This is a genomic window from Streptomyces sp. NPDC055955 (genome assembly GCF_042270245.1).
Taxonomy (GTDB): Bacteria; Actinomycetota; Actinomycetes; order Streptomycetales; family Streptomycetaceae; genus Streptomyces.
Map to the genome: position 1 here is coordinate 38352 of NZ_JBHJYS010000014.1, position 25223 is coordinate 63574.

General features: G+C 72.5%; 22 protein-coding genes. 13 read left to right on the forward strand and 9 right to left on the reverse strand.

All coding sequences use genetic code 11. The annotated features are described in order from the left end of the window. Positions 1–15: 15 nt before the first annotated feature. Complete coding sequence (locus ACFC96_RS26555; RefSeq protein WP_376614455.1) at positions 16–849, reverse strand: ABC transporter ATP-binding protein; 834 nt, start codon at positions 847–849, stop codon at positions 16–18. Next, positions 842–1759 carry an ABC transporter permease gene (locus ACFC96_RS26560; protein WP_376256778.1) on the reverse strand — a complete coding sequence of 306 codons (918 nt, stop codon included), beginning with the start codon at positions 1757–1759 and terminating at the stop codon, positions 842–844. The genes ACFC96_RS26555 and ACFC96_RS26560 overlap by 8 nt, the downstream gene beginning before the upstream one ends. A 122-nt stretch (positions 1760–1881) precedes the next feature. On the opposite strand from ACFC96_RS26560, the gene ACFC96_RS26565 reads away from it, so the two are divergent. Next, complete coding sequence (locus ACFC96_RS26565) at positions 1882–2502, forward strand: TetR/AcrR family transcriptional regulator (protein ID WP_376256776.1); 621 nt, start codon at positions 1882–1884, stop codon at positions 2500–2502. A 64-nt stretch (positions 2503–2566) separates the two neighbouring features. Continuing rightward, the gene (locus ACFC96_RS26570; protein ID WP_376614457.1) at positions 2567–2749 is read left to right on the forward strand and encodes an ATP-binding protein; all 183 of its coding nucleotides are present in this window, start codon (positions 2567–2569) and stop codon (positions 2747–2749) included. An 875-nt stretch (positions 2750–3624) separates the two neighbouring features. Here the strand turns inward: ACFC96_RS26570 and ACFC96_RS26575 are convergent. The 3 genes from ACFC96_RS26575 to ACFC96_RS26585 form a co-directional block, all read right to left on the reverse strand. Further along, the gene (locus ACFC96_RS26575; RefSeq protein ID WP_376614459.1) at positions 3625–4428 is read right to left on the reverse strand and encodes a maleylpyruvate isomerase N-terminal domain-containing protein; all 804 of its coding nucleotides are present in this window, start codon (positions 4426–4428) and stop codon (positions 3625–3627) included. Between the two features lie 551 nt (positions 4429–4979). Beyond that, positions 4980–5213, reverse strand: a complete 234-nt coding sequence (locus tag ACFC96_RS26580; RefSeq protein WP_376614460.1) for a hypothetical protein — start codon at positions 5211–5213, stop codon at positions 4980–4982. Further along, on the reverse strand, positions 5210–5374 hold the full coding sequence (locus ACFC96_RS26585) for a hypothetical protein (RefSeq protein ID WP_376228301.1): 165 nt from the start codon (positions 5372–5374) through the stop codon (positions 5210–5212). Before ACFC96_RS26585 ends, ACFC96_RS26580 begins: the two co-directional genes overlap by 4 nt. A 178-nt stretch (positions 5375–5552) precedes the next feature. On the opposite strand from ACFC96_RS26585, the gene ACFC96_RS26590 reads away from it, so the two are divergent. Together ACFC96_RS26590 and ACFC96_RS26595 are read left to right on the forward strand one after the other, a co-directional pair. After that, complete coding sequence (locus tag ACFC96_RS26590) at positions 5553–6707, forward strand: sensor histidine kinase (RefSeq protein WP_376227401.1); 1155 nt, start codon at positions 5553–5555, stop codon at positions 6705–6707. Next, complete coding sequence (locus ACFC96_RS26595; protein ID WP_376227400.1) at positions 6695–7339, forward strand: response regulator; 645 nt, start codon at positions 6695–6697, stop codon at positions 7337–7339. Before ACFC96_RS26590 ends, ACFC96_RS26595 begins: the two co-directional genes overlap by 13 nt. A gap of 75 nt (positions 7340–7414) precedes the next feature. On the opposite strand, the gene galE is transcribed toward ACFC96_RS26595, so the two are convergent. From galE to ACFC96_RS26615, 4 genes are all read right to left on the reverse strand, one after another. Continuing rightward, on the reverse strand, positions 7415–8395 hold the full coding sequence (gene galE, locus ACFC96_RS26600; RefSeq protein WP_376614461.1) for a UDP-glucose 4-epimerase GalE: 981 nt from the start codon (positions 8393–8395) through the stop codon (positions 7415–7417). 58 nt (positions 8396–8453) lie between these two features. Next, positions 8454–10076, reverse strand: a complete 1623-nt coding sequence (locus ACFC96_RS26605) for a glycosyltransferase family 2 protein (protein ID WP_376256766.1) — start codon at positions 10074–10076, stop codon at positions 8454–8456. A gap of 48 nt (positions 10077–10124) precedes the next feature. Continuing rightward, positions 10125–11363: a glycosyltransferase 87 family protein gene (locus tag ACFC96_RS26610; protein WP_376614463.1), complete on the reverse strand. Its 1239-nt coding sequence runs from the start codon at positions 11361–11363 to the stop codon at positions 10125–10127. Between the two features lie 122 nt (positions 11364–11485). After that, entirely contained in the window at positions 11486–11959 is a 474-nt protein-coding gene (locus ACFC96_RS26615) for a MarR family winged helix-turn-helix transcriptional regulator (protein WP_376256762.1), read from the reverse strand. A 138-nt stretch (positions 11960–12097) separates the two neighbouring features. Between ACFC96_RS26615 and ACFC96_RS26620 the strand changes: the two genes are divergently transcribed. The 9 genes from ACFC96_RS26620 (at position 12098) to ACFC96_RS26660 (ending at position 25209) form a co-directional block, all read left to right on the forward strand. Then, complete coding sequence (locus ACFC96_RS26620; protein ID WP_116512677.1) at positions 12098–12511, forward strand: organic hydroperoxide resistance protein; 414 nt, start codon at positions 12098–12100, stop codon at positions 12509–12511. Between the two features lie 192 nt (positions 12512–12703). Further along, the gene (locus ACFC96_RS26625; protein WP_376256760.1) at positions 12704–14305 is read left to right on the forward strand and encodes a hypothetical protein; all 1602 of its coding nucleotides are present in this window, start codon (positions 12704–12706) and stop codon (positions 14303–14305) included. Further along, complete coding sequence (locus ACFC96_RS26630) at positions 14302–14754, forward strand: hypothetical protein (RefSeq protein WP_376614465.1); 453 nt, start codon at positions 14302–14304, stop codon at positions 14752–14754. The genes ACFC96_RS26625 and ACFC96_RS26630 overlap by 4 nt, the downstream gene beginning before the upstream one ends. Continuing rightward, positions 14751–15890: an acyltransferase family protein gene (locus ACFC96_RS26635; RefSeq protein ID WP_376614467.1), complete on the forward strand. Its 1140-nt coding sequence runs from the start codon at positions 14751–14753 to the stop codon at positions 15888–15890. The genes ACFC96_RS26630 and ACFC96_RS26635 overlap by 4 nt, the downstream gene beginning before the upstream one ends. Positions 15891–15955: 65 nt before the next feature. Next, a complete protein-coding gene (locus tag ACFC96_RS26640; protein WP_376256754.1) occupies positions 15956–16699 on the forward strand; it encodes a methyltransferase domain-containing protein in 744 nt (247 codons plus the stop codon). A 33-nt stretch (positions 16700–16732) separates the two neighbouring features. Then, the gene (locus ACFC96_RS26645) at positions 16733–17569 is read left to right on the forward strand and encodes a TylF/MycF/NovP-related O-methyltransferase (protein WP_376614469.1); all 837 of its coding nucleotides are present in this window, start codon (positions 16733–16735) and stop codon (positions 17567–17569) included. 211 nt (positions 17570–17780) lie between these two features. After that, positions 17781–21290 (forward strand): CDP-glycerol glycerophosphotransferase family protein, encoded by a 3510-nt coding sequence (locus ACFC96_RS26650; RefSeq protein ID WP_376256750.1) that lies wholly within the window; start codon positions 17781–17783, stop codon positions 21288–21290. After that, entirely contained in the window at positions 21287–24049 is a 2763-nt protein-coding gene (locus tag ACFC96_RS26655) for a CDP-glycerol glycerophosphotransferase family protein (protein WP_376614471.1), read from the forward strand. The genes ACFC96_RS26650 and ACFC96_RS26655 overlap by 4 nt, the downstream gene beginning before the upstream one ends. Continuing rightward, entirely contained in the window at positions 24046–25209 is a 1164-nt protein-coding gene (locus ACFC96_RS26660) for a glycosyltransferase (RefSeq protein ID WP_376614473.1), read from the forward strand. The genes ACFC96_RS26655 and ACFC96_RS26660 overlap by 4 nt, the downstream gene beginning before the upstream one ends. Positions 25210–25223: the final 14 nt, after the last annotated feature.

Consider the following 25223-nt stretch of genomic DNA (forward strand, 5'->3'; position numbering starts at 1 on the left):
GCGTCCGAATCGGCCTCAGGCGGAAACGGCGACCTTGGCCTTCTTGGGTTCCGTCCTGCCGCCCGGATTGGTGAACGCCTCGTACGCCTCGAGGACCTCGTCCGTCGGCCCGTCCATGCGCAGCTCGCCGCGCTCCAGCCACAGGACCCGGTCGCAGGTGTCGCGGATCGACTTGTTGTTGTGACTGACGAGGAAGACCGAACCGGCCTCCTTGCGCAGCTCGCGGATCCGGGACTCCGAGCGCTTCTGGAAGGACCGGTCGCCGGTGGCCAGGGCCTCGTCGATCAGCAGCACGTCATGGTCCTTGGCGGCGGCGATGGAGAACCGGAGCCGGGCGGCCATGCCCGAGGAGTACGTCCGCATGGGCAGCGTGATGAAGTCGCCCTTCTCGTTGATGCCGGAGAAGCCGACGATGTCTTCGTAACGCTCGCGGACCTCCTCGCGGCTCATGCCCATGGCGAGGCCGCCGAGGTGGACGTTGCGCTCGCCCGTGAGGTCGTTCATCAGCGCCGCGTTCACGCCGAGCAGCGACGGCTGGCCATGCGTGAAGATCCGGCCGTTCTCCGTCGGCAGCAGCCCCGCGATCGCCTTGAGCAGCGTCGACTTGCCCGACCCGTTCGTGCCGATCAGGCCGATCGCCTCGCCCTTGTACGCGGTGAACGAGACCTTCTTCACCGCGTGCACCGTGCGCACGCCGGCCCGGGCCTCGGCCTTCCTCCGGCCGCCGATGATGCGGTTGAGCGCGGCGGTCGCGGTGCCGCGGCCCGCCCCGGTGCCGTTCACGCGGTAGACGATGTCGACGTCGTCGACGATGACGGTGGGGATCCGCTCCCCGGAGGTGTCAGCCACGGCCGTAGGTCTCCTCTGCCTTCCAGAAGTAGATGAACCCGCCGACGCCCGCGAGCAGCGCCCACCCGGCCGCGATCGCCCACACGTGGGGCGGCAGCTGGCTGTGGTGGAAGCTGTCGATCAGGGCGAAACGCATCAGGTCGATGTAGACGGCGGCCGGGTTCGCGGACAGCAGCAGGTGCACGACGTGCGGCAGGTGCTGGTTCTTGAGCACCTTGTCGATGCTCCACATCACGCCGGACGTGTACATCCACGTGCGCAGCAGGAACGGCATCAGCTGCGCGATGTCCGGTGTCCGCGCGCCCATCCTCGCCATGACGAGGGCCACGCCGGTGTTGAAGACGAACTGGAGCAGCAGAACCGGCAGGACCAGGAGCCAGGAGAGGGCCGGCGGAACGCCGAAGCAGAGCAGGATCACCACCAGTGCGCACATCGAGAACAGCAGCTGCTGGAGCTGCTGGAGCGCGAACGACACCGGCAGTGCGGCGCGCGGGAAGTGCAGCGCCCGTACGAGCCCGAGGTTGCCGGAGATCGCACGGGTGCCCGCCATGATCGAGCTCTGCGTGAACGTCCACACGAACACGCCGGTGACCAGGAACGGCACATAGTCCGGCACGTTGTGCTTGGTGTTCATCAGCACGCCGAAGATGAAGTAGTAGACCGCCGCGTTCAGGAGCGGGGTCGCCACCTGCCACACCTGGCCCAGCTTCGCCTGGCTGTACTGCGCCGTGAGCTTGGCCGTCGCGAACGCGGTGATGAAGTGGCGCCGCTGCCAGAGCTGGCCCACGTACGCCACGAGGGTCGGCCGCGCGCCGCTGACCGACAGGCCGTACCGCGCGGCCAGCTCCGCGGGATCTTCCACCGGCGCGGTGGCCGCCGGCGGGGGAGGTGTGTCGAGTGCCTGACTCACATCCGCTGCTTTCGCTCAAGGGGTCGGAGACGTCGGAACGGGTCCGTATCGTCGTGACGCGAGCGTAGGGCGTCATTACGTCGGAACGCAACCGTTTCGTCGTGCCGCCTTATGCTGTACGGATGACCAACGCCGACTCCGCCAAGCCGACGCCACGTCGAAGAGCCCCCGCAGGCGCGGCAGTGCTCCGCGAGGATGTGACGGAAGCCATTCGCTCCGCCGTCTTCGAAGAACTCGCCGCCGTGGGCTACGCCCGTATGTCCATCGAGGGGATCGCGCGCCGCGCGGGCGTCGGCAAGACCGCCGTCTACCGCCGCTGGCGCTCCAAGCTGCACCTGGTCCTGGACCTGGTCTCCGCCATAGCGGTACAGGGCCTGCCGGCCCCGGACACGGGTTCCCTGGAAGGCGACCTGCGCCTCCTCTACGAGGTCACGTCCCGCGCGCTGAAGCACCCCGTCGCGGGCCAGATCATCCCCGACCTCCAGGCCGAGGCGGCCCGCAACCCGGAGATCGCGGAGGCCATGCAGAAGGCGCTGCGCGAAGGGCAGCACGGCGTGGCGAACGGCATCGTGCGCAGCGCCGCCGCACGCGGAGAGGTCAGGGCGGACCTCGACGAGGACCTCGCCCTCGACCTGATCTCGGGCCCGCTGTACTGGCGCGCCGTCGTGGTGCGGACGCCGTTGCCCAAGGGGTACCTGGGGAGACTGGCGTCGGCTACGGCGGCGGGGTTGAAGGCGTTGTGACTGGCTCTAGCGCTGGGCTGCGTAAGCGATGAACGCGGCCCAGGTGGTCCTGGCGACTCGCGAGGTGATCCGAATCGAGGTCACGGATGCGCGCGGGGAGCGCGTCCCGGAGGTGCGTCACCCCGGCGACGAGGAGGAGGCGGGGCGGGGCCTGCAACTGGTGGAGGCGCTGGCGGCGCGCTGGGGCGTGACGCCCGGCCCCGCGCCGAGGAAGACGACGTGGGCGGAGTTGCCCGTGCCCCGGTGAACTGATCAAAAGCGGATTGCGTGGCTGGTGTGGGTGGGTGGTTGCGGGAGCCTCCATCAGTTTCCCGTTCGTCCGCGGCCTGGTGGGGGCTGGCTTTCCCCGATCGAGGTGCGTACGGGGTCCGGATTCGCAGCTGTTGTTCGAGGAACTGCGGGTGGGGCGGGGGCGGAGGCCGTGGACAGGGAGCGCCCGCTCGGGCTGCGGGAAGGGAAAGCGGCAGCAAGGGGGAGGGAGGGAGGGAGGGGGAGGGGAGGGGAGGGGAGGGGAGGGGAAGAGTCGAGGGGCCAGGGCAGGAGGTGGGCATGGGGTGGCTGCTCGTGGCGCTGCTTGGCGGGGGAGCCGGCTGACCGCGACGCCGCCTTGGCTCTTGAGTTGGCTGACCGCGACGCGGCCTTGGCTGATGAGTTGGCCGGCACTGACGGGTCTTGGTTCGGTGGGGTCGTTCTGGCGCGGATCTGCCAATGGGTCCCGGTGTCGGCGGGCTTCGGCCTGGTGAGGCCCGTCCTGACTGGAGGCGGCGTCGCGCTAGCCGGGGGATTGGCAGATCGAGGCCACTCGGCCGGGTCCTGGCTGCCGCAGCTGCCGTATTTACCCGCAATCACCCGTCTCGCCCTCCTGGTCAAGGCTGGCGAGATCAGTCAGGGGGCGGGGTGGGCGAGGCGAGTAGCAGTCATTCTCGGCCCCGCCCCGCCCGCGCTTCCCGTCCCGCGCCCTCTCGGGTCGCCGGCGCGCCAGGAGCCGTGGATCACGGGTGGCCTGGTCTGGCTTCTCAAGCAGCCGTCCGTGCCGAGGAGTTGGCCTGCAGGGCGGGGCGTCCATGGGTCCCCGGACGGAGGACGTGGTCAGCTGACTGCGGTGGGCGCTTCGTCGGTGTCCTACTCATCCGGGTCCCAGGCGCTGAGCTGCTCGAAGGCACGTCGGTCGCCGTCGATCTTCAGGGAGTCGACCGGAATGCGGTCGTACATGATGAGGACCAGCTCGCTGGCCGTGCCCCGAGCGGAGAAGAAGGCGGCGGCCGCGTCCGGGTCGTGGCCGGCGGCGGTGGCCGGCATGGCGCCGGGCCCGGGGAGACGGGCGCTCCGTGCGCCGTCGGCGGAGAGCGAGAGGCGCCAGGAGCGTCCTTCGGAGGCGTGGAAGTCGATGGCAGCGGGCTTGTGCGGCCAGGCACTTGTCGTTGCGACGCAGGTGGACAGGAACTCGTCGACACCGTCGAGCGCCACCTCGTCCGGCAGCGGCTGCGGGGCACCTACCGTGATCTGGGCGTCGTACGTGTGCACCGCCATCTGCTGGAGCTGGTGCCGGGCTACGGCACCGGTGGTGTGCGGCGACTGCAACGTCTCCCACCACGCCCAGCAACCGCGATCCGGGCCTGCCTTCCGCAAGGCGTCCAGCAGTTGCTCCGTGGACTGTGCCAACCAGGCCAGCAGGGCCTCGCGCTCCCGAGGCGCAGCCGGGGCGCCCTCCGCTGCGGACTTGGCCGGAGCAGGCCCTGCGGCGACGGTCGCGGCCCAGTCGCGGCGCCCCTCGCCGATGTGCTGCGCCAGATCGAACAGCGTCCACTCGGGGCAGGTCGGCACCTGTACGTCGAGGCTGGGCGCGGAGGCGACCGCGGCGCGGAAGGCAGTCGACCGTTCGTCGATCAGTCGCAGCAGGACGGGGAACTCGAGTGTCATCGTCACCCCGAATCTCTATCACCGCGTTCCGACAATCGGACAGCGATTTTCACAGCCTCTGCGCCGGCCGCCCGAAGCGCCGGACCGGCCGGCCGGCGGATGTATAGCTCGGCCCTGCCGTGGAGAGCGAGCCCGTGGCTCAAATCTGCCAGAGTCCGCCCTCAACAGCCTTACGCAGCAAGGCAGATACGGCCCCGCCTCCGCTCGACCCCTCCCGCACTAGGTGGATAGGCAGATCTGAGTCATTTGATCATTCGGCCATGCGTCATTCGGCCATGCGCCCTGCGCCAGGCGTTACGCACCACGACGACGACGCGACGGACGCCGCCCACCCAACCCTCGTCCCCCGAGCCCCGACCACCCGAGCCCTCCGGCAGCCGCCGCCCCCCACCTCCAGCAGCCGCCCCACCACCCCTCCCCCTCCCAACCTCCCGCTGCTGCCATGTCTTTGTCCTTGTCTTCGTCTTTGCCTCTGACCTTGGCAGTGGCTTGTCCGCAGTGGCCTGTCAGGGAGGTTGATCAATTCGTGCCCGCTCACTGACCGGTATCGGGGAAAGTCAGCCCCCGCCGGTCCGCAGGCGAACGGGAAACTGATGGAGGCTTCCGCAACCACCCACCCCCATCAGCCACGCAATCCGTTCTTGAGCCTGCAGGCGAAAGAGCAGGCGAGCGAGGAAGGGGCCGAAGAAGGGGCCGAAGAAGGGGCCGAAGTAGCGGCCGAGGAGGTGGCCGAAGAAGCGGCCGAAGTAGCGGCCGAAGAAGCCGCCGAAGAAGGGTGCAGAGGCCCTCACGCGTCGCGGCGGCGCAGGAGGAACAGGGTCACGCCGGTGGCCAGTGCGGCGAGGCCGGTTCCGATGCTGATCAGGACCTGCTCGACGCCGTCGAAGACGATGCTGGTCGAGACGTTGACGGCGAGGGCTGCGACGAGGACGAGCCAGAGCAGGGCCTTCATGACCGGGTTCCCTTCGGGTGTGGCGGATGGTGTTGCGGCCAAGTCTGGCGTGGTGGGGGCGCCCGGGCGAGGGTGCCCGCCACCGGACTCGTGGTGTAGCGCGCTACACCATCGCCGGGGAGCCGGCTCGACCGCGTGACTGTGCGGGGTCGCCTAGCCTGTGGCCATGGTCAGGGCCATGCGGGAGACGGTGCGGGGGGCGGCGCGTGCCACAGGGCAGTTGGGTGTGGCGGCCGGGCTGGCGCTCGTCTCGTACCTCTTCATCGGGCTGCTGCTCTTCACGGCCGTGGTGACCCTGCTCGTGGTCGGCGCCGGGGTGCTGCCCGAGACCGTGCTGCTGTTGCGGCGCATGGCCGGTTTCGAGCGGCGGCGCGTGGCGGCCTGGACGGGGCGGGAGATCGCGGAGGCGTACGTCCCGCTCACGGGGACGCTGACCGAGCGTGTGCGTGCGGCGGTCGCGGACCCCTGCACATGGCGTGACCTGCGCTGGCTCGCCGCGCACTTCCTGTACGGGTGGGTGCTGCTGTACGTGTCGTTGGCGCTGTGGCCGTTCGGGCTGCTCGTGGACGGCGTGTGGTGCGGGCTGCTCGGGCGGCGTGCCCTGGTGCTGCCGCTCGTCGCGCGGCTCGCCGGCCTGGACGCGTCGTGGTCCGGCGCGCTCCTCGCGCCCCCGGCGAGTGCGCGGCTCACGGACCGGATCGAGCAGCTGACGGCGACCCGGGCGGGAGCGGTTGCCGCGCACGGGGCCGAACTGCGGCGTATCGAAAGGGACTTGCATGACGGGACGCAGGCGCGTCTCGTGTCCCTGTCGATGCGGATCGGGCTGGCCAAGCGGGCGTACGACCGTGATCCGGCGGCTGCCCGCAAGCTCATGGACGATGCCCAGGACCAGGCCGAGGAGGCGCTGGCGGAGCTGCGGCATGTGGTGCGCGGCATCCATCCGCCGATCCTCACCGACCGGGGCCTGGCCGGCGCCGTGCGGGCGCTGGCCGCCGGGAGCGGGCTCGATGTGACGGTGCGCGAGGACGGTGTGGCGGACGGGCCGCGCGCACCGGCGGCTGTCGAGGCGGCGGCGTACTTCGTGGTCGCGGAGGCGCTGACGAACGCGGCGAAGCACAGCGGCGCGGACCGGGCGACCGTGGAACTGGCTTGGTCGCAGGGCGGGTTGAGGGTTTCCGTGCGGGACGAAGGGCGGGGCGGCGCACGGCAGTCGGGCGGCTCGGGCCTGCTCGGCATACGGCGCAGGGTCGCCGCGCTCGACGGGACGGCGGAGGTGTCGAGCCCCGTCGGGGGGCCGACCGTGATCGAGGTGGAGCTGCCGTGCGTGTGGTGATCGCTGAGGACAACGCGCTGCTGCGCGAGGGGCTCGTCCTGTTGCTCGGTTCGGCGGGGCACGAGGTCGTGGCTGTCGCCGAGAGCGGGCCCGAGGTGCTGCCCGCCCTGCTGGAGCACCGGCCCGACGTGGCGGTGCTCGACGTGCGGATGCCACCGGGGTTCCGGGACGAGGGGTTGCGGGCGGCGCTGGAGGCACGGAAGTCCTTGCCCGGACTGCCTGTTCTGGTCCTGTCGCAGTACGTCGAGGAGTCGTACGCCGCCGAGCTCCTGGGTGGGGGCGCGAGCGGTGTCGGCTATCTGCTGAAGGACCGTGTCGGCCGGGTCGACGAGTTCCTCGATGCGCTCGACCGGGTGGCCGGGGGCGGCACCGCCCTCGACCCCGAGGTCGTCACGGAACTGCTCAGCCGGCGCCGGGACGACCCGGTGGACGCGCTCACCCCGCGCGAGCGCCAGGTGCTGGAGCTGATGGCGGAGGGCCGGGACAACACGACGATCGCAAAGACGCTGGTCGTGTCCGAGCGTGCCGTCAGCAAGCACATCGGCAATGTCTTCGCGAAGCTCGGGCTGCCCCCGAGCGACAGCGGGCATCGCCGTGTGCTCGCCGTGCTCGCATATCTCAACAGGACGTAGGGCCCGGACACAGGTCCCGGACCGGTCGAGCGCCCGGGGGAACCGCTCGCGCGTCGGCCCGAGTCGAGCGGGGACTCACCTCACGGCCGTCCCGTGGACCCGGACCCAGCCCTGCCATGCCGACTCGACCATGTCGCGCACGTCGCGCTTCGCCGTCCAGCCGAGCTCCGTCGCGATGCGGTCCGCGGAGGCGACGACGCGGGCCGGGTCGCCGGGGCGGCGCGGGGTGACGACGGGGTCGGTGCCGTGGCCGGTCCTCGCGTTGATCAGCTCGACCATCTCCAGGACCGAGACGCCCTCGCCGCGGCCGATGTTGAGGGTGAGGTCCGTGCCGGGGGCGGCGGCGGAGAGGCGGCGCGCGGCGGCCACGTGGGCCTCGGCGAGGTCGGCGACGTGGATGTAGTCGCGTACGCAGGTCCCGTCGGGTGTCGGGTAGTCGGCGCCGAAGATCCGCGGGGCCTCGCCGTCGCTGAGCTTCTCGAAGACCATCGGTACGAGGTTGAAGACACCGGTGTCGGCCAGTTCGGGGGTGGCCGCGCCCGCCACGTTGAAGTAGCGCAGGGAGGCCGTGGCCAGGCGGTGGGCCCGGCCCGTCGCGCGGACCAGCCACTCGCCGGCGAGTTTCGTCTCGCCGTAGGGGCTCATGGGCAGGCAGGGGGTGTCCTCGGTGACGAGGTCGACGTCGGGCATGCCGTACACGGCGGCGGACGAGGAGAAGACGAACGACGGGACGCCGTTCGCGGTGACCGCCTCCAGGAGGACGCGCAGGCCCTCGACGTTCTCGCGGTAGTAGTGCAGCGGCAGCTCCACCGACTCGGCGACCTGCTTCTTCGCGGCGAGGTGGACGACGCCGGTGATGCCGTGCCCGGCGATGGTGCGTGCCACGGCGTCGGCGTCCAGGGTCGAGGCGACGACGAGGGGTACGCCGTCCGGGACGCGCCCGGCGATGCCGGTGGACAGGTCGTCGTAGACCACGGTCCGCTCGCCCGCCTCCTGCATGGCGCGGACGACGTGCGCCCCGATGTATCCGGCACCGCCGGTGATCAGCCAGGTCATGTCGGTCAGGGTCCCCTCGGGTCGTGTCGTGCCTCGTCGTGCGCGTGCGGTCGGCGTTCTAGTGAACCAGGCGGTTGAGGCGGCCGCGTGCCACCGCCAGGGCTCCGCGTACGCCGGGCGCGAGGCGTACGGCGAGGGCGCCGGAGTGGGTCGCGTACGGATGGGCGAGCAGCAGGCCGTGGCGCAGGCTCGGCAGGGCGGTGCGGCGCAGGAGGCCGGGGCCGGCGGCGGCGTGGGCGCTGGCGTCGCGGCTGGTGCCGTCGGCGAAGTTCACATGGAGGCGCAGGTCCCAGGTGCCGGTGGCGAGCGCCGAGAGGCCGAGGGACGCCGAGGCCTCCCAGGTCCCGGCGTCGGACCCGGGCACGAAGGTCACCGTGCGGCGTCTGGTGGGTCGGTGGCGCAGGCGGTCGATGACCTCGATGTCGACGGTGGCGGGGCCCGCCTCGGCGACGCGTCCGTACAGGTCGTGCAGGCGCAGCCGCAGCCGTGAGCCACGCGCGCGTGGCCGCAGTTCCGCCTCTATGGCGATGGGGAGCAGGCCCATGGGGCGTACGAGGAGGTGCTCAAGGGTCACCTGGGGGAGGTCGTCGGACCAGATGGGCATGCCGTCGGCGGCGCGCGCGTAGGGCGGGCGCAGGCGGGAGGGGCGGGCCGCGACCTCCTTGAGGCGGGCCAGGTCGCGCGGGTGGCCGGAGGCGAGGATCACCCGCGCGACGACGCGGCCGGGGGCGGGCGCCGCGTCGATGTCGGCCGTGTCGAACGTGGTGAGGTAGGCGCGGGTGCGGTCCCACCACTCGGCGCGGTACTCGGGGCTGCGCAGGTCGAGCTCGCGGGCGTACATGCGCAGGCTGTGGTCGAGGAACCGGGTGCGGGCCGCGCGTGCGAGGCGCTTGTGCGAGGCGGTCAGGAGGATGTCGACGGACTGGCGGTGTGCCTCGACGCGGGCGGTCCAGTTGTCGAGTCCGGCCCGGTCGAGGGAGAGCGACAGGCGGTCGGCGTCGCGGCGCACGTTCCAGATGTAGACCGTGTCGGGGACGAGCGCGAGGCGCGGCCCGGCGGCGAGCACGCGCGCGGTGAAGACGAAGTCCTCGTAGACGAAGTGGCCGTCGGGGAAGCGGATCCCGTGCTCGCGCAGGAAGTCCGCGCGGTAGAGCTTGTTGACGCAGAGCGTGTCGTGGACGAGGCGGGGGCGGCGCTCCGGGTGGGGGATCACGGCGGCGTCGGTGTACAGCTCGGGCTGCCACGGGATGTCGCGGCCCGAGGGGAGCTCACGGCGCACGCACAGGCCGGCGGCGACCTCGGTGCCGTGTGTGAGCGCCGCGTCGAGCAGGGCGTCGACGGCGCCGGGCGGCAGCACGTCGTCGCTGTCCAGGAACATGACGTAGGGGGCCGAGGCGCTGTCGATGCCGTCGTTGCGCGGGGTGCCGCAGCCGCCGCTGTTCGTGGCGCGGCGCACCACCTTCAGGCGTGGCTCGTCGTCCGTCATGCGCTGGAGGAGCTCGCCGCTGCCGTCCGTCGAACAGTCGTCGACGGCGATCACCTCGCGGACGGCGGGGCCTTGCGAGAGGGCGGAGCGTACGGCGTCGGTGACCCGTGCGGCGTCGTTGTAGCCGATGACGACGACCGAGACCTGTGAGCGCTGTTGCGATGGCTGCTGGGGCTGGGACTGCGTGGCTTCCACAGAAGGAAATCCTAGGTCTTTGCGGTAATTGTCCGGTAAGTAAAATTCCTACGCCTTCGTTCCTTTCCAGAGGGAACGGAACGAGAGGACGGCGCCTCCGAGGAGCAGGCCGTTGCGTGCCAGCATCAGCAGCGAGCCCGTCCATGTGGCCGCCTCGACGTCGCGGTACAGCACCGGGTACGCGAGCGCGCTCAGGCCGGCCGCCGCCACGACGAGCAGGGCGACGGGGCGCTGGGTGGTGTGGCGCGAGGTGAGGCAGACCGCGGCGAGCCCGAGCAGCCAGATCAGGTACTGCGGGCTGATCACACGGCTGGTGACGGTGAAGAGCAGGACGGCGCAGAGCGCGGCGTCGTACGGCGTCGCAGGGTTCCACTCCGCCGCCCGCAGCCGCCAGAGCAGCAGCAGGGCCGCCGCGACGGCGGTTAGCACCAGGGAGGCCGCGGTCACCGTGCCGACGTGCGGGCCGACGTACTCCATCGCCCCGAACCGGTAGCGGATGTGCCCCGACCAGCCCGCCCGCCGCGCGAAGGCCAGCACCGTGCCGCCCAGCGACTCGATCTGCACGCCCCGCTCGCCCTGATGGCGCAGGAACGAGAACGGTGAGCGGAACGCGACCGTGAGGACCAGCAGGATCGCGGCGGCGGACGTGAGCGCCGCCGTCCACGCCTCCCGGCTCGTGCGCCCCCGGGGTGTGCCGAGCAGGGCGAGCGCGGGCCACACCTTGACCAGCGCGCCGCACGCCGCGAGGGCGCCGCCCGCGCGCGGGAACCGCCCCATGAGCAGCAGCGCGAACACGGCGAGCGCGGTGACCTCGATGTCGTAGCGGGCCAGCGGGATGTGGAGCAGGAGCGGCAGCCCGCCCACCCACAGCCAGGCGCCCGCCGTGCTGCGCCGCGGACGCGCGCCGGTCCGGGCGAGGGCGAGCGTGACCAGGGCGTCCGTGACGAGGGTGAGCGTGACGAAGGCCTGGAAGTAGGTGAGATCGGGGACCAGGCCGGGCGCCAGGAGGACGGGGCCCGCGCCCGGCGGGTACTGCCACATCGGGTCGCCGGCCGGGAAGGCGCCGCCGGCGAGGGTGGCGTACCAGTCGGCGTACAGCGTGTGCACCTCGTGTGCGACGCCGCCGACGCCGAGCGGGGCGCGCCCGTCCGTGAGGAGCAGGGCGAGCATCGCGGCGCGGGTGGCCAGCCAGGTGAGGGGGAGCGCCGCCCGCGCGAGGGGGCCGGGGTGGACCCAGGTCGCGTGGACGGGTGCTGCGGCGGTGGGTGGCTGAGTGTCGAGCGTCACCTGTGCGAGCGTACGAGCGTATGGCCGCAAATGCGGTGATAATCAGCCGAATGCGGCTTTCGTGTCGGACGGGGGGCGGCTCTGCCGGGCGGGCACGTCACGCCTGCGGCGCGGGGGGCCGCTCACGCGTCGAGCGCCGCCCCGTCCAGTGCCGTCGTCAGACGGTCGAGGCGGGCGCGCAGGTCCTCGATCTCCGCCAGGTCGAAGCCCGTGGCCGCCGCGATCCGGCGGGGCACCAGCGCCGCGCGTTCCCGCAGCTCGGTGCCCTCGCGAGTCGGCCGGACGTTCACCGAGCGCTCGTCGCGCGCGCTGCGCTCCCGCTGGACGAGGCCGGCCGCCTCCAGCCGCTTGAGCAGCGGGGACAGCGTGCCCGAGTCCAGTCGCAGCCGCTCCCCGAGCCGCTTCACGGGCAGCTCGCCGTCCTCCCAGAGCACGAGCATGACCAGGTACTGGGGGTAGGTCAGGCCCAGGTCCTTGAGGAGCGAGCGGTAGACGCCGCCGAACGCGCGCGACGCGGCGTTCAGGGAGAAGCAGATCTGCCGGTCGAGTCGCAGGAATTCCTCGTCGCCGGGTGTCTCGGTCGTCTCGGTGGTCATGGGTCCAGGGTAACCGGGACCTCTGGCGAGTCATTTAATTGCGCACAATTGAATTGCGTGCTCTACTTGTATCCGTCAGCGCAGCACGTACTCCACCGCGGACGTCACCGCGGCCCTCATCGCAGGAGGATGTTTTTCATGGAAGCGATCTACACCGCCGTAGCCACCGCCACCCACGGCCGTGACGGCCGCGCCGTCAGCTCCGACGGCCGCCTCGACCTCCAGCTGGGCATCCCCACGGAGATGGGCGGCAACGGCCAGGGCACCAACCCCGAGCAGCTCTTCGCCGCCGGATACTCCGCCTGTTTCGCCAGCGCGCTCGGCCTGGTCGGCCGTGCCGCGAAGGTCGACATCAGCGACGCCGCGGTGACCGCCGAGGTCGGCATCGGCAAGCAGGGCGAGGGCTTCGGGCTCGCGGTGACGCTGCGGGTGGAGCTGCCGGAGACGGTCGACGCCGAGACCGGCCGCAAGCTGGTCGAGCAGGCCCACCAGGTCTGCCCGTACTCGAACGCGACCCGCGGCAACATCGACGTCGAGCTCGTCGTCGAGTAGTCGCCGCGCCCGCGGGGTGCTCGTTCTGCTCCCGGGGTGTCAACGCTCCCCGGAGGCGACCCCGTTGACCCGCGCGAGCACCTCGCCCGTGCGCGCGCGGCGCCCGTGACGGCCGGGCGCCGCCGTTCGCTCCCTGCGCCCGCGACGGCAAGGCTGCGTCACAAATCCGATCAATTGGGACAGGATCGGCGCGTGCGCATCTCTTCGGACGGTCCGCGCGGCCGCACCCCCAGGGCCCTTCCCGCCGCCGCGCCCGCCGTGACCGCGGTCCTGCTGCCGGGCGCGGTGATACTGAGCCTCGGGCTCTGGGGGCTCGACCGCGGCACGATCTGGCGCGACGAGGCCGCGACGATACTCGTCGCCACCCGCTCCCTTCCCCAGATCCTCCATCTCCTCGGCAACATCGACGCGGTGCACGGTCTCTACTACGTGCTGATCCACTTCGTGCTCGGCGGGCAGACGGACGCCTACCTGATGCGGCTGCCGTCCGTGCTCGGCGCGACCGCGGCGGCCTGTCTCGTCGCCGCGCTCGGCATCCGGCTCGCCCGGCCCCGCGTCGGCCTGTGGGCCGGACTCCTGTACGCCGCCTCGCCGTTCACCGGCTACTACGCGCAGGAGGGCCGCTCGTACGCGATCGTCGCGGCGGGCGCGGCCGCGGCGACGCTCGTGTTCGTCCACTGTGTACGGCGTCCGTCCTGGCCCGCGTGGGCCGGGTACGCCGCGCTCGTGACAGTGACCGCGTGGCTCCACGAGTTCGCCGTGCTCGTCCTCGCCGCGCACGCCGTCACCCTCCTCGTCTCGCGCGCGGCCCCCGTGCTGTGGCGGGGCTGGGCGGCCGCCGCCGCTGCCGCCGTCCTGCTGGTGCTGCCGCTCGCCCACGAGGCGCGGGAGCAGAGCTTCCAGGTGGCGTGGATCCGCAGGCCGGGCTGGGAGGACGCCGAGGCGCTGCTGCGGCTCGCCGCCGGGCACCCCGGCGCCGTCTTCGACACCACGCTCCTGCTCGCCGTGGCCGCCGTGCTCGCGCCCGCGGTCCGCCGGGGGAGGTGCGGGCTCGCCGCGGTCGCGCTGCCGCTCGCCGTGGTCCCGCCCGCGCTGCTGCTCACCGTGTCGCAGTGGCAGCCGCTGTACGCGCCGCGCTACACGTTCTTCGCGTTCGCCGGGCTGCCGCTGCTGGCCGCGGCCGGCGCGGACACGGTCCTGCGGCGCCTGCCGGAACGCGTGCGGCCCTCCGCGTACATCCAGGTGACCGCCGGGGCCGCCCTGGTCGCGCTGGCGTTCTGGGCGCAGTTCCCGGCGCAGCTGCGCGAGCGCTCGCCCGAGAGCCGCAGGGACGACTTCGGGGCGGTCGCGCGGATGGCGGAGCGGGATCTGCGGCCCGGCGACGCGCTGCTCTACCTGCCGAAGACCGGCCGGCGCCTCACGGAGACGTACCCGCGCGCGGTGGCGGGCGTGCGCGACGTGGCGCTGAAGTCGACGGGCGCCCGCTCCGGAACCCTGTACGGCGTGGACGCGAGCCCCACCGAACTCCGCGCCCGGATGGCGTGCCTGAGCCGCGTCTGGGTCCTCTTCGACGCGGAGGCCGGCCGCCCCGGCTGGCGCACCCGCAACCCCGCCGAACTCACCAAACTCCAGCTCCTGGAAAGGGACTTCACCCCCCTCGCCGAATCGAGACGCCGCAGCGGGCTGCTGCGCCTGTACGAGCGGGTGGGCGGCCCCGCCCCCGCGTGCGCGGCCGGCGCGGGGCCTGCCCCGGCGACCGTCACCCCCACCGAGCAGACGCCGGAGTCCCCATGAACACCACGGTCCCCGCCCTCCTCGACCAGCGTCGTCCCGACCGGCCGCGGCCCGTGCCCGCCGTCCACGCCCCGCACGCCGGACCCGCCTCCCGCGACCTGGCGGGCCTGACCGACCGCCGCATCGCGGACGCGTACGCCTCCGGCGACCTGCGCGCCCTGCGCGACCGCGTCCTGCGCGTCGAGCGTCCCGAACTCCTGCACGTCCACGCGGTCTGGGTGGACAAGGCGGGTCTGACCGTCGCCCGCCTGGCGGACGCCGGCTACGTCCCGCTGTACCGGCAGCACAACGGCGGTGACTTCGTCCGGGCCGACGCCGTCCACGATCCGGCCCGCATCGCCGCCGTACGCGCCTGGGCCACGCCGCGCCTCGACCGCCTGATCGCGGACCAGGACCACACCGGCGGCTGCGGTGCCACTCTCACGCCGGGTCAGGGAGCCGCCCTGTGACAGCCACCCTCCTTCCCGCGCCCGACCGCTCCCGCGGCGCGCAGGCGCGGACGCCGCGGCTCGATTCGCTCACCGGGATGCGTTTCGTGGCGGCGCTCGCCGTCTTCGTGCACCACACCACCGGGCTCGCCCCGGGCAGCGGCCTCGCTCAGGCCCCTCTCCTGTTCCCGTACTCGACCATGGGCGTCAACGGCGTCGGGTTCTTCTTCGTGCTGTCCGGATTCCTGCTGGCCTGGGGGTACCGCCCCGGCACGCGTCGCGGTCTCTTCTACTGGCGCCGCGCCGGCCGCATCTGGCCCGCGCATCTCGCCGCCACGATCCCGTGCGTCTGGGTGTTCTACCTCTGGGGCGGCGTGCCCACGGACGCGTTCAGCTTCGTCACGTCGCTGCTGCTCGTGCAGACCTGGTTCCCCGGCGTCGTGCCGATGTTCCCGGGCAACGGCGTGGCCTGGACGCTCAGTGTCGAGGTGTTCTTCTATCTGCTGTTCCCCTGGGTGATCGGCCCGGCCCTGCGTCTGCGCACCCGTACCCTCGCGCTGCTCGCGGCGTCCGGTCTCGCCGCCATGTGGGCCGTCAACTGGTGGGCCGCCGCGCACCTTTCCCCCTTCGCGCGTGAGTGGGTCATGCGTCACCCGGTGACGCGCCTGCCCGAGTTCGCGGCCGGCCTCGTCTGCGCGATCGCCCTGCGCCGCGGTCACCGGATCGCCCTGCGCCCGGCCGTGCTGCTCGCCTCCTTGGCTGCGTACACGGCCGTGTACTGCCACCGGACCGAGTGGTTCTCGCCGGGCGCGGTGGGTCAACTGGAGTGGACGGTGAGACCGTTCGTCGCCGTGTTCTCGGCGCTCTTGATCGTCGCGTACGCCCAGCGCGAGCTGTCCGGGCGCCGCGGAGCGCTCTGTTCGCGCCCCATGGTGCTGCTCGGCGCGTGGTCGTACGCGTTCTATCTGCTGCACCAGACGCTGAACCGGTACGTGCAGGACACCTGGGGCCGGATGCGGCCCGACAACTCCGCTGTGTTCGCGCTGTGCGGACTCGCCGTCGCGGTGATCGCGCTGTCGTGGGCGCTGTTCACGTACGTCGAGGAACCGGCCAGGAAGTGGTGGTCCCGGCACACACCGCGTCACCTCGCACGGTGACCCCAGGCGGACCCGCGCGTTGAAAGGCCATCACGTCACCCCGAACCCCCTTGATGGAGGCCGTCATGCACCAGTCCGCCTACGAACAGATGGAGCTCTGCGTACAGAGCTACCTGCCGCGCGGGCGGCGGCTGCGGGTGGTCGACCTCGGGGCGCGGGTGTCGGACGGGCAGGTGCGCACACACAAGTCGCTCCTGGAGGGGTACGACACCGAGTACGTCGGCGTCGACGTGCTGGAGGGGCGCAACGTGGACGCGGTGATGGCGAAGCCGTACCGCATCCCGGTCCGCTCGAACAGCGCCGACTTCCTCATCTCCGGCCAGGCCTTCGAGCACATCCCGTTCTTCTGGGCGTCGATGCTGGAGATCGCCCGCGTCCTCAAGCCGGAGGGTACGGCGTTCATCACGGCCCCTTCGCGCGGCCATGTGCACGACGCGCAGGACTGCTGGCGCTACTACCCGGACGGGATGCGCGCCCTGGCCGCGTACACGCGTCTCGAACTGCGCGAGGCGTACACCGACTTCCCGCCCATGAAGGGCATCCGGCACGCCTACGGCAGCATCGACGCCAAGCACGCCTACTGGGGTGACACCGTCGGCGTCTTCCGCAAGCCGGCCAAGTACCCGCGTCTGACCATGGCGTTCGTGCGCTCGACCACGCGCTGGTGGGCCAACCGCGTCGGCGGTGTCGACGGGGTGCCGCTGCCCGCGCCGCTCGCCGGACGGGAGCAGTGCGGCCGTCCGAAGGCGATTCCCCGGCCCGCGGGCGTATCAAATGGTGAGAAAATTCTGCAGGTTGACGAAAAGTGACATGCGGAATATCGCGGACGTAAGGTGCCGCGCATGGCATGGCGAAGCGTCGTGAACGGCGTCATCAAGCAGCTCACCGGGTATCAGCTGACCCGCGTACAGGTGCCCGCTCCCCGGCAGGCCGCCCGCGCGAACGAGTCGGCGCCACCGGCCTCGGCGCCCAAGCCGAAGCCGACGCCGAAACCCAAGGCCCTGGTCCTCCCCGAGGACTACGACGACGAGGCGAAGGACACCATCCGCGCGGTCAAGCCGTACACGATGACGTCCCCGGAGCGCCTCAACGCCTTCATCCTCGCCACCCGCCACATCGTCAGGCACGACATCCCCGGCGACATCGTCGAGTGCGGTGTGTGGCGCGGCGGTTCGATGCAGGCCTGCGCCAAGGCCCTCCTCTCACAGGGCGACACGGGACGCGACCTCTACCTCTTCGACACGTACGAGGGCATGACGCCGCCCACCGAGGAGGACCTCAGGCGCGACGGGAAGTCCGCCGAGGAACTGCTCGCCGCCCAGGGCAAGGACCGCCCGATCTGGGCCGTCGCCACCCTGGACGACGTCAAGTCGGGCTTCCGGTCCGTGCCTTACCCCGAGGAGCGCCTCCACTTCGTGCAGGGCAAGGTCGAGGACACCGTCCCCGAGCAGGCTCCGGAGCAGATCTCGATCCTGCGCCTCGACACCGACTGGTACGCCTCCACCAAGCACGAACTCGACCATCTCTACGACCGGTTGGTGCCCGGCGGCATCCTCCTCATCGACGACTACGGCTACTGGCAGGGCTCCCGGCAGGCCGTCGACGAGTTCCTGGAGAGGACCGGCGAGCGGCTGCTGCTCCTGCGCATGGACGAGGGGCGCATCGCCGTCAAGCCCTGACCCGATTCGCGCCCCCGACCCGTCCGATCCCGCGCAGCGCGGCCGCCCGCCGGCCCGCCGCGCGGGATCGCTCTGCGTGATCACCCGAATGGCTCAGGCGTGGTGACCCGGATCCACAGCGCGGGTTGTTAACCAGTAGGTCCCTCGCGTAGGTCCCTCGCGGGTCGCGCAGCCGTGCCCGTCAGTTCTCCGGAAGGAATGTGCGCAGCGCATGACACCACGACTCACGGTCGTCGTCCCCATCTACAACGTCGAGGCGTACCTCGAGGCCTGCCTGGAGTCGCTGGCCGCACAGACCATGCCCGACCTCGAAGTCGTGCTGGTCGACGACGGCTCCACCGACGGGAGTCCGGTGATCGCCCGCGCCATGGCCGGGCGCGACCCGCGCTTCAGTTACGTCCGGCAGGAGAACGCGGGCCTCGGAGCGGCGCGCAACGCGGGTGCGGCGCGGGCCACGGGCGCGCATCTCACCTTCGTGGACAGCGACGACGTGGTGCCGCACGACGCGTACGAGCGCATGCTCGACGCCCTGGAGGAGTCGGGCTCCGACTTCGCCACCGGCAATGTGCACCGGCTGCGCGTCGACGGGACGACCGAGCAGTCCGCCATGTTCCGCAAGGTGATGGGCAAGGACCGCGCCGCCACCCACGTCACCCGGCACTGGGACCTGCTCGGGGACCGCATCGCCTGCAACAAGGTGTTCCGCAAGGACTTCTGGGACCGCCACGCTTTCACGTTCCCCGTGGGCGTGCTCTTCGAGGACACCCCGGTCGTGGTGCCCGCGCACTTCCTCGCCCGCAGTGTCGACGTCCTGTCCGGGCCCGTCTATCTGTGGCGCGACCGGGACGGCTCGATCACCAACCGGCGGGCCAGGCCGCGCGCCGTCGCCGACCGCACCGCCGCCGTCCGCTCGGCCAGCGGCTTCCTCGGGGACAAGGCGCGCGAGACGGCCGGCACCCCGGAGGGAGAGGGCTGGGCGGAGGGCAAGCGGCGTTACGACGCGACGGTGCTCGCCGGGGACCTGTGGCTGTTCATGGAGGCGCTGCCGCTCGGCGACGCCGAGTACCACGAGGCCTTCCTCGACCACGCCAACTCCTTCGCGGACACGGTCGACCCGGCCGTCCTCACCGGTCTTCCGCTGGCCCTGCGCGTCAAGTGGCAGCTCATCCGGGAGCGCCGCCTGACCGAGCTGCTCGCGTTCATGGCGTACGAGAAGAGCAACGGCACGACGTTCCTGGCGCGCGGGCCGCGCAGGAGCCGGGCACAGTTCCCGCCCGTGACCGGGCGCCTGCCGCGTGACGTGACCGCGCTCCGGCGGGCCGATCTGCCGCTGAAGTCGCACATCACCGAGGCGTCCTGGGACAAGGACGGACGGCTGCGGCTCAAGGGATTCGCCTATGTACGGAACCTGCCGGCGGGCCGGGTCGGGGCGCGCGCCAAGTTCGCGTGGCTGCGGGCGGGCAAGCGGCGCGCGGTACCGCTGAAGGTCCGTACCGTCCGCTCCCGCGAGGCCACCTACCGCTCCAGGCAGGGGCTGCACAGCTACGACCGGTCCGGGTTCGAGACGGTCGTCGATCCGGCCCGGCTCGTCACCAAGCGGCCGAGCACCACGTGGAACGTCGAGATGGCCGCCTTCGGAGGCGGCCTGCTGCGCACCGGGCCCGTGCGGATGGGCGGGCTCGCCGAGCTGCCCGTGCGCTATCTGGACGACTTCCTGCGCGTCGCGCCCCGGCTCAGCGCGGGCCGGCTGCGGCTGCGGGTCGAGCGGGTGAAGGCCCGCCTGGTGCGGCACGAGGAGTCCGGCGGCACCCTCAGGCTGGAGGGTGAGCTCGCTCCCGGGACGCCCGCCGACCTCAAGGCGCTGCGCGTCGAGAACTGGCACACCAAGGAGGCGTACGACCTCCCTGTCGAACGCTCGGGGCGCGCCTTCGCCGCCGAGCTGCGCCTGGAACTGATCGCGGGCGCCGGGACCGACGCCTGCGGGGCGCCCCGCAAGACGGACCCGTGGGGTGTCGGCCTCGTGCGCGGGGACGACCAGTGGTCGGCCCTCGCGGTGCGCCCCGACACCCCCGCGGGCCGCCATCCCCTCGGCGCCGGACGCGAACTGCTCGTCCTCGCCAACGCCGCCGGGAACGTGGAGCTGCGCAACCAGACCGTACGGCCCCTCGTCGACACCCTGACCTGGGACGAGGACGGGCGGCTCGCCGTCGAGGGCAGCTTCCCCGACGAGTCCGACAGCGCGTGGGAACTGCTGCTCCGGCACAGCGGCCACGACGAGGTGGCCGTCCTTCCGGTCGAGGTGACCGACGGGCGGTTCGGCGCGGCGCTGTGTCCGGACGCGGTCGCGGGTCCCGCCGGAGTCCTGCCGCTCGCCGAGGGCCGCTGGTACCTGTTCCTGCGCGAGCCCGGCGAGAGCGACCCCGGCAGGTACCGCCAGGTCCATGTCGCGCCCGCCCGGCACGAGCACCTGCCCCTCGTACGCGCCCTGAGCGGCCGGGACTTCACCGTCGGGCGCCGCTACTACGACCGGCTCGTCATCGAGTCGGGATCCGTCCTCGCCGTCACGGAGCGCGGCGGCGCCCAGCAGGGCGCGCTGCGCACCCGCTACGCGTCCCTGCGCGTCGAGCCCCGCACCGACACGGTCCTGTACTCCAGCTTCGACGGCCGCCAGTGCTCGGACTCGCCGCGCGCCGTGCACGAGGAGCTCGTCGCCCGCGGCGAACCCCTGGAGCACCTGTGGGTCGTGCGCGACCAGCAGGTCACGGTGCCCGCGAGCGCCCGGCCCGTGGCCCTGTGGAGCACCGAGTGGTACGAGGCGCTGGCCCGCAGCCGCTACATCGTCACCAACACGCAGCTGCCCGACTGGTTCGAGCGCGCCGAGGACCAGTACGTCGTGCAGACCTGGCACGGCACCCCGCTCAAGCGCATCGGCCGCGATCTGGCGGACAGCCCGTCCGGCGACCAGCGTTACATCGCGACGCTGCCGGAGCGTGCCGCGCAGTGGAACCTGCTCGTCTCCCCGAACCGTTTCTCCACCCCCGTCCTACGGGGCGCGTTCGGCTACCACGGCGAGGTCCTGGAGTCCGGCTATCCGCGCAACGACCTGCTGCACGCGGTGGACCGCGCCAAGGTCGCCGCCGCGGTCCGCGAACGCCTCGGCATCCCCGAGGACAGGCGCGTCGTCCTCTACGCCCCCACCTGGCGCGAGAACCAGCCGCGCAAGGGCGGCCGTTACGGGCTCGACCTGCGCCTCGACCTGGCGGCGGCCCAGCGCGCGCTCGGTGAGGACCACGTCCTGCTCGTGCGCCGCCACTACCTGGTCGGCGGGACCGTCCCGGGCACCACGTCCGGCTTCGTGCGCGACGTCACCCGCCACCCGGACGTGAGTGAACTCCTCCTGATCAGCGATGTGCTGGTCACCGACTACTCGTCGCTGATGTTCGACTTCGCGCAGACCGGCCGCCCGATGCTGTTCCACACCTACGACCTCGACCACTACCGGGACACGCTCAGGGGCTTCTACTTCGACTTCGCCGCGCAGGCGCCGGGGCCGCTGCTCGCCACCGGCGAGGAGGTCGTCGAGGCGCTGCGCGACCCGGTCGCCGCGACCGCCGGGCACGAGGAGGCGTACCGCCGCTTCCGCGAGGTGTTCTGCGACCTGGACGACGGGCGCGCCGCCGCCCACGTCGCCGACGCCATGCTGCCGGGAGGTCGCCGATGACCACCCCGGAGGCGTACGACATCAGCTGTGTCGTCGTGTGCGGCACGGACGCCGCCGCCCTGCGTGCCACCGTGCGTTCCGTGCTCGACCAGACGCTGGCCGGCACCGAGGCGGTCCTCGTCACGGCCGGGGCGGACGACACGGCCGCGTCGCTCGCGGCCGCCGATCCGCAGCGGATCCGGCTCGTCCACGCGGGAGCGGAGAGCCCCGCGTGCGTCCTGCGCGACCTGGGCCTGGCCGCCGCCCGCGGCCGGTACGTCATGGTCGCCGCCCCGGGGGAGCGGCTCGAACGGCACGCCTGCCGCAACCTCTTCGAGGCGGGCCGCCGCACGGACGCCGACCTGGTCGCGGGCCGCCGGGACAAGGCGCCCGCCTGGCACCGGGAGCTGCACGCCAGGTCCCGCGTCGTCGAGAACCTCGCGGACGCGCCCGAGCTCGTCGCACGGGACAGCCTGAGCGGCGGCTTCTGCGTGCGGCGCGGCGTACTCGGCGCGCTGTCCGACGGCGGGCGGGCCCTCTTCGGCGTGCGGGCCGCGCTCGCGGCCCGGCGCATCGCTCTCGTCCCGAACCTGATCACCACCGGATGCGCCCCGGCCGACCCGGTACGGGACCTGCCCCGTGCCGCCGAAGCCCAGCGCGACACGCTGGCACTGCTGGGGGGCGACGACGCCCTGCGCGCGGCCCGAGAGAGCGCCTTCCTCACCGACCACGTCGTCCCGTGCGTCCGCGCCTTCCTGCCGCTCGGCCCCGACGACCGCCGGGAGGCGGCGGGCATGCTCGCCGAGGCCCTGGACGGCCTCGTCACCCCAAAGGCGCTGGGCGCGCTGCCGCCCGTCGAGCGCGTCGGTGTACGGCTCCTCACCGACGGCGACGCGGACGGCGTGCAGGCGGCCGCGTACGCACTGGCCCGGCCCGGCACCGTCGTCTCCCCGCTCGTCAGGACGGGGAACGGCCGGGTCCGCTGGAGCGCGGAGCACGCCGACGACGACACGTTCGACGTCACCGAACTCGGCCACCAGTACCGGCGGTTCACGGACCTCCGCCTCCTGAACCGCGTCACGCACTGCCTGCGCCACGGGGCGGCGCTCGCCGTCGAGGGGCGGCTCGTCGTGCCGCTCGGACTTCTCGACGACCGGCCCGCGCTCACCGCCCGGCTCGACCTCTCGGTGCGCGGTGGCCGCGCGCACACGCTCTCCGTGCCGGTGCGCGACGTACGCCAGGAGGACGGGGGCGTCGTGTGGCGGGCGGAACTGCCCCTCACCGGCGCGCTGCGCCCGCGCGGCATCGGCGACCGCGTGTGGGACCCGCGGCTCGTCCTCACCGTCGACGGCGTCCCCGTCACCACGGACCTTTTCGCCGACAAGGCGGCCGTCCCCACCCGCGCCACCGCCCTGCCGGCCCGCCCCCTCCTGACCCGCCTCACCGCCGACACCTGGCAGCCCTACGTCACGGCCAAGCACCACCTGGCCGTCTGCCTGCTGCCTCGCCGCCGCGCGGCCCGCGCCGCACAGGCCGTGGCGCACTACGTCACCCACTTCAGGCCCGCCCGCAAGCTGAAGCCCGTACTCCGCACCCTGCGCCAGAAGCGCGAGGCCCTGCACTCCCAGCGCGTCAAGGTCCGTGTGTACCGGCGGATCCTGTCCCGACTGCCCGTCAGCAAGGGGCTCGTCGTCTTCGAGAGCCACATGGGCAAGTGCTACGGGGACAGCCCGCGCGCCGTGCACGAGGAACTCCTCGCCCGCGGGGCCGGGGCGCGCTGCGTGTGGTCGTACGCCACGTCGCCCGCCGGGTTCCCCGACGGGGCGCGGCTCGTGCGCCGCTGGTCCTGGCCGTATCTGTGGGCGCTGGCCCGCGCCGAGTGGTGGGTCGACAACCAGGGGTTCCCGCACGCCCTCGACAAGCCGCGCCACACCACGTATCTCCAGACGTGGCACGGATCCGCGTACAAGCGCATGGGGTTCGACGAGGCGCGGCACAGGACGCGGAACGCGCCGGAGCGCGAGCGGCTCCGGCGCGCGGTCGGCCGGTTCGACCACTTCATGGTCCGCTCGGAACACGACGTGCGGACCCTCGCCCGCGCCTATCGCATCCCGGAGGAGCGGCTGCTGCGCGCCGGCTACCCGCGCAACGACCGCCTCGTCGAGGCCCGCGGGCGCGACGAGCGCGAGGGCCGCTTCCCGCGCCCGCCGCTCGCCACGGAACTCGGCATCCCGGACCACCGCACGGTCGTGCTGTACGCCCCCACGTTCCGCGGCGTCCCGAAGAAGGGGCAGGTCGTACAACTGCCGCTCGATGTGGCGGAGTTCGCCCGGCGATTCGGTGACACGCACGTCCTGCTCGTGCGCGCCCACTACATGGAGGCGGCGAGCCTGCCGGTCACCCCTCCCGGCACCGTCGTCGACGTCTGCGGACACCACGACGTGAGCGAACTCCTCGTTCTCGCCGACGTGTTGATCACCGACTACTCGTCGATCATGTTCGACTACGCCCTCCTCGACCGGCCCCTCGTCCATTTCGCGCCGGACCTCGACGCCTACGCGGCGGACCGCGGCACCTATTTCGACCTGCGCGAGCGCGCCGGCGGGCCCGTCATCGAGACGCAGGAGGAACTGCTGCGCGCCCTCGTCGGGCTCAAGAAGGCGGACGGGGAGTGGCAGGAGGCGCGCCGCGCGTTCGCCGCCGAGTTCGGCTCGTACGACGACGGCGGCGCTGCCCGCGCGGCCGCCGACCTCATCCTCGGGAAGAAGGCCCGCGCATGACCTCCACGAGCGCCCCGCGCACCGGCCGCGACCTCTTCCTCGTCGCCAACACCGTCGACGAACTGGGCGGCGTCACCGCCTGGACCCATCAGATGGCCCGCCTCTTCCAGAGCGCGGGCCACCGCGTGCACGTCATCGGCGTGCACGAGGCGGAGCTCAAACTGACTCTCCCCGCCGATCTCGGCTACGAGGTGACCAGTCTCTACCCGGCCCACCCCCCGACCCCGCGCCCCGTGCGCGGCCTGGGCCGCCTGAGCCCCGCCGCGCACCGCCGCGAAGCCCGGCGCCTCGCGGAGCGCGGGCGCGCCGTCGCCCGCCTCTCGGAGCTCTTCCGGGCAGCCCGCCCCGGCGCCGTCGCCGTCGTCACCCAGGTGTGGCCCATGGAGTGGCTGCGCGAGGCGGACACCGCGGGCCTGCGGATCATCGGCATGAGCCACGAGTCGTACGCCTACACACGGGCCTGCCACCGCTACCGCTCCGTCAAGCGCAACTACCCGTCCGCCGACCGCTGGCTCACCCTCACCCAGGAGGACGCCGACGACTGGATCGCCGACGGCATGCACAACGTCGGCGCCATGCCGAACGCCCTCGCCCACCTCCCGGAGATCCCCTCGCCGCGCTCCGCGAAGGTCGCGTGCAGCATCGGCCGCCTCGCCGACCAGAAGGGCATCGACATGCTCGTCGACACCTGGGCCGAGGTCGCCCCGCGCCGGCCCGACTGGACCCTGCGGATCTATGGCGCCGGATCCGACGAGCCGGACCTGCGGCGCCAGTGCACCGAGCTGGGACTCGACCGATCCGTGCGGTGGATGGGCCGCACGGACGACGTGGCGGGCGCGCTCGCCGAGAGCGCCGTGTTCGTCCAGTCGTCGCGCGGCGAGGGCTTCCCCCTCGCGCTGATGGAGGCCATGGCGAGCGCCGTGCCGTGCGCCGCGTTCGACTGCGCGCCCGGTGTGCGGGAGATCGTGCGCGACGGCGAGGACGGGCTCCTCGCACCCCCCGGCGACACCGCTGCGCTCGCCGACCGACTCCTGCGCCTCACCGGGAACCCGCGGCTGCGGGACGCCATGGGGGAGCGGGCCAGGGTCAATGTGCAGCGGTTCTCCGAGGAGCGTGTCCTGGAACGCTGGGAGGAGCTGTTCGCCCTGCTGGAGCGGTGAGGCCCGGGCCCGCC

Coding starts and splice junctions, on each gene's coding strand:
- ACFC96_RS26585 (WP_376228301.1), bottom strand. CDS start 5,374: ATGAAGGCCCTGCTCTGGCTCGTCCTCGTCGCAGCCCTCGCCGTCAAC.
- ACFC96_RS26615 (WP_376256762.1), bottom strand. CDS start 11,959: ATGACCACCGAGACGACCGAGACACCCGGCGACGAGGAATTCCTGCGA.
- ACFC96_RS26645 (WP_376614469.1), top strand. CDS start 16,733: ATGGCATGGCGAAGCGTCGTGAACGGCGTCATCAAGCAGCTCACCGGG.
- ACFC96_RS26590 (WP_376227401.1), top strand. CDS start 5,553: ATGCGGGAGACGGTGCGGGGGGCGGCGCGTGCCACAGGGCAGTTGGGT.
- galE (WP_376614461.1), bottom strand. CDS start 8,395: ATGACCTGGCTGATCACCGGCGGTGCCGGATACATCGGGGCGCACGTC.
- ACFC96_RS26630 (WP_376614465.1), top strand. CDS start 14,302: ATGAACACCACGGTCCCCGCCCTCCTCGACCAGCGTCGTCCCGACCGG.
- ACFC96_RS26660 (WP_376614473.1), top strand. CDS start 24,046: ATGACCTCCACGAGCGCCCCGCGCACCGGCCGCGACCTCTTCCTCGTC.
- ACFC96_RS26655 (WP_376614471.1), top strand. CDS start 21,287: ATGACCACCCCGGAGGCGTACGACATCAGCTGTGTCGTCGTGTGCGGC.
- ACFC96_RS26650 (WP_376256750.1), top strand. CDS start 17,781: ATGACACCACGACTCACGGTCGTCGTCCCCATCTACAACGTCGAGGCG.
- ACFC96_RS26640 (WP_376256754.1), top strand. CDS start 15,956: ATGCACCAGTCCGCCTACGAACAGATGGAGCTCTGCGTACAGAGCTAC.
- ACFC96_RS26620 (WP_116512677.1), top strand. CDS start 12,098: ATGGAAGCGATCTACACCGCCGTAGCCACCGCCACCCACGGCCGTGAC.
- ACFC96_RS26565 (WP_376256776.1), top strand. CDS start 1,882: ATGACCAACGCCGACTCCGCCAAGCCGACGCCACGTCGAAGAGCCCCC.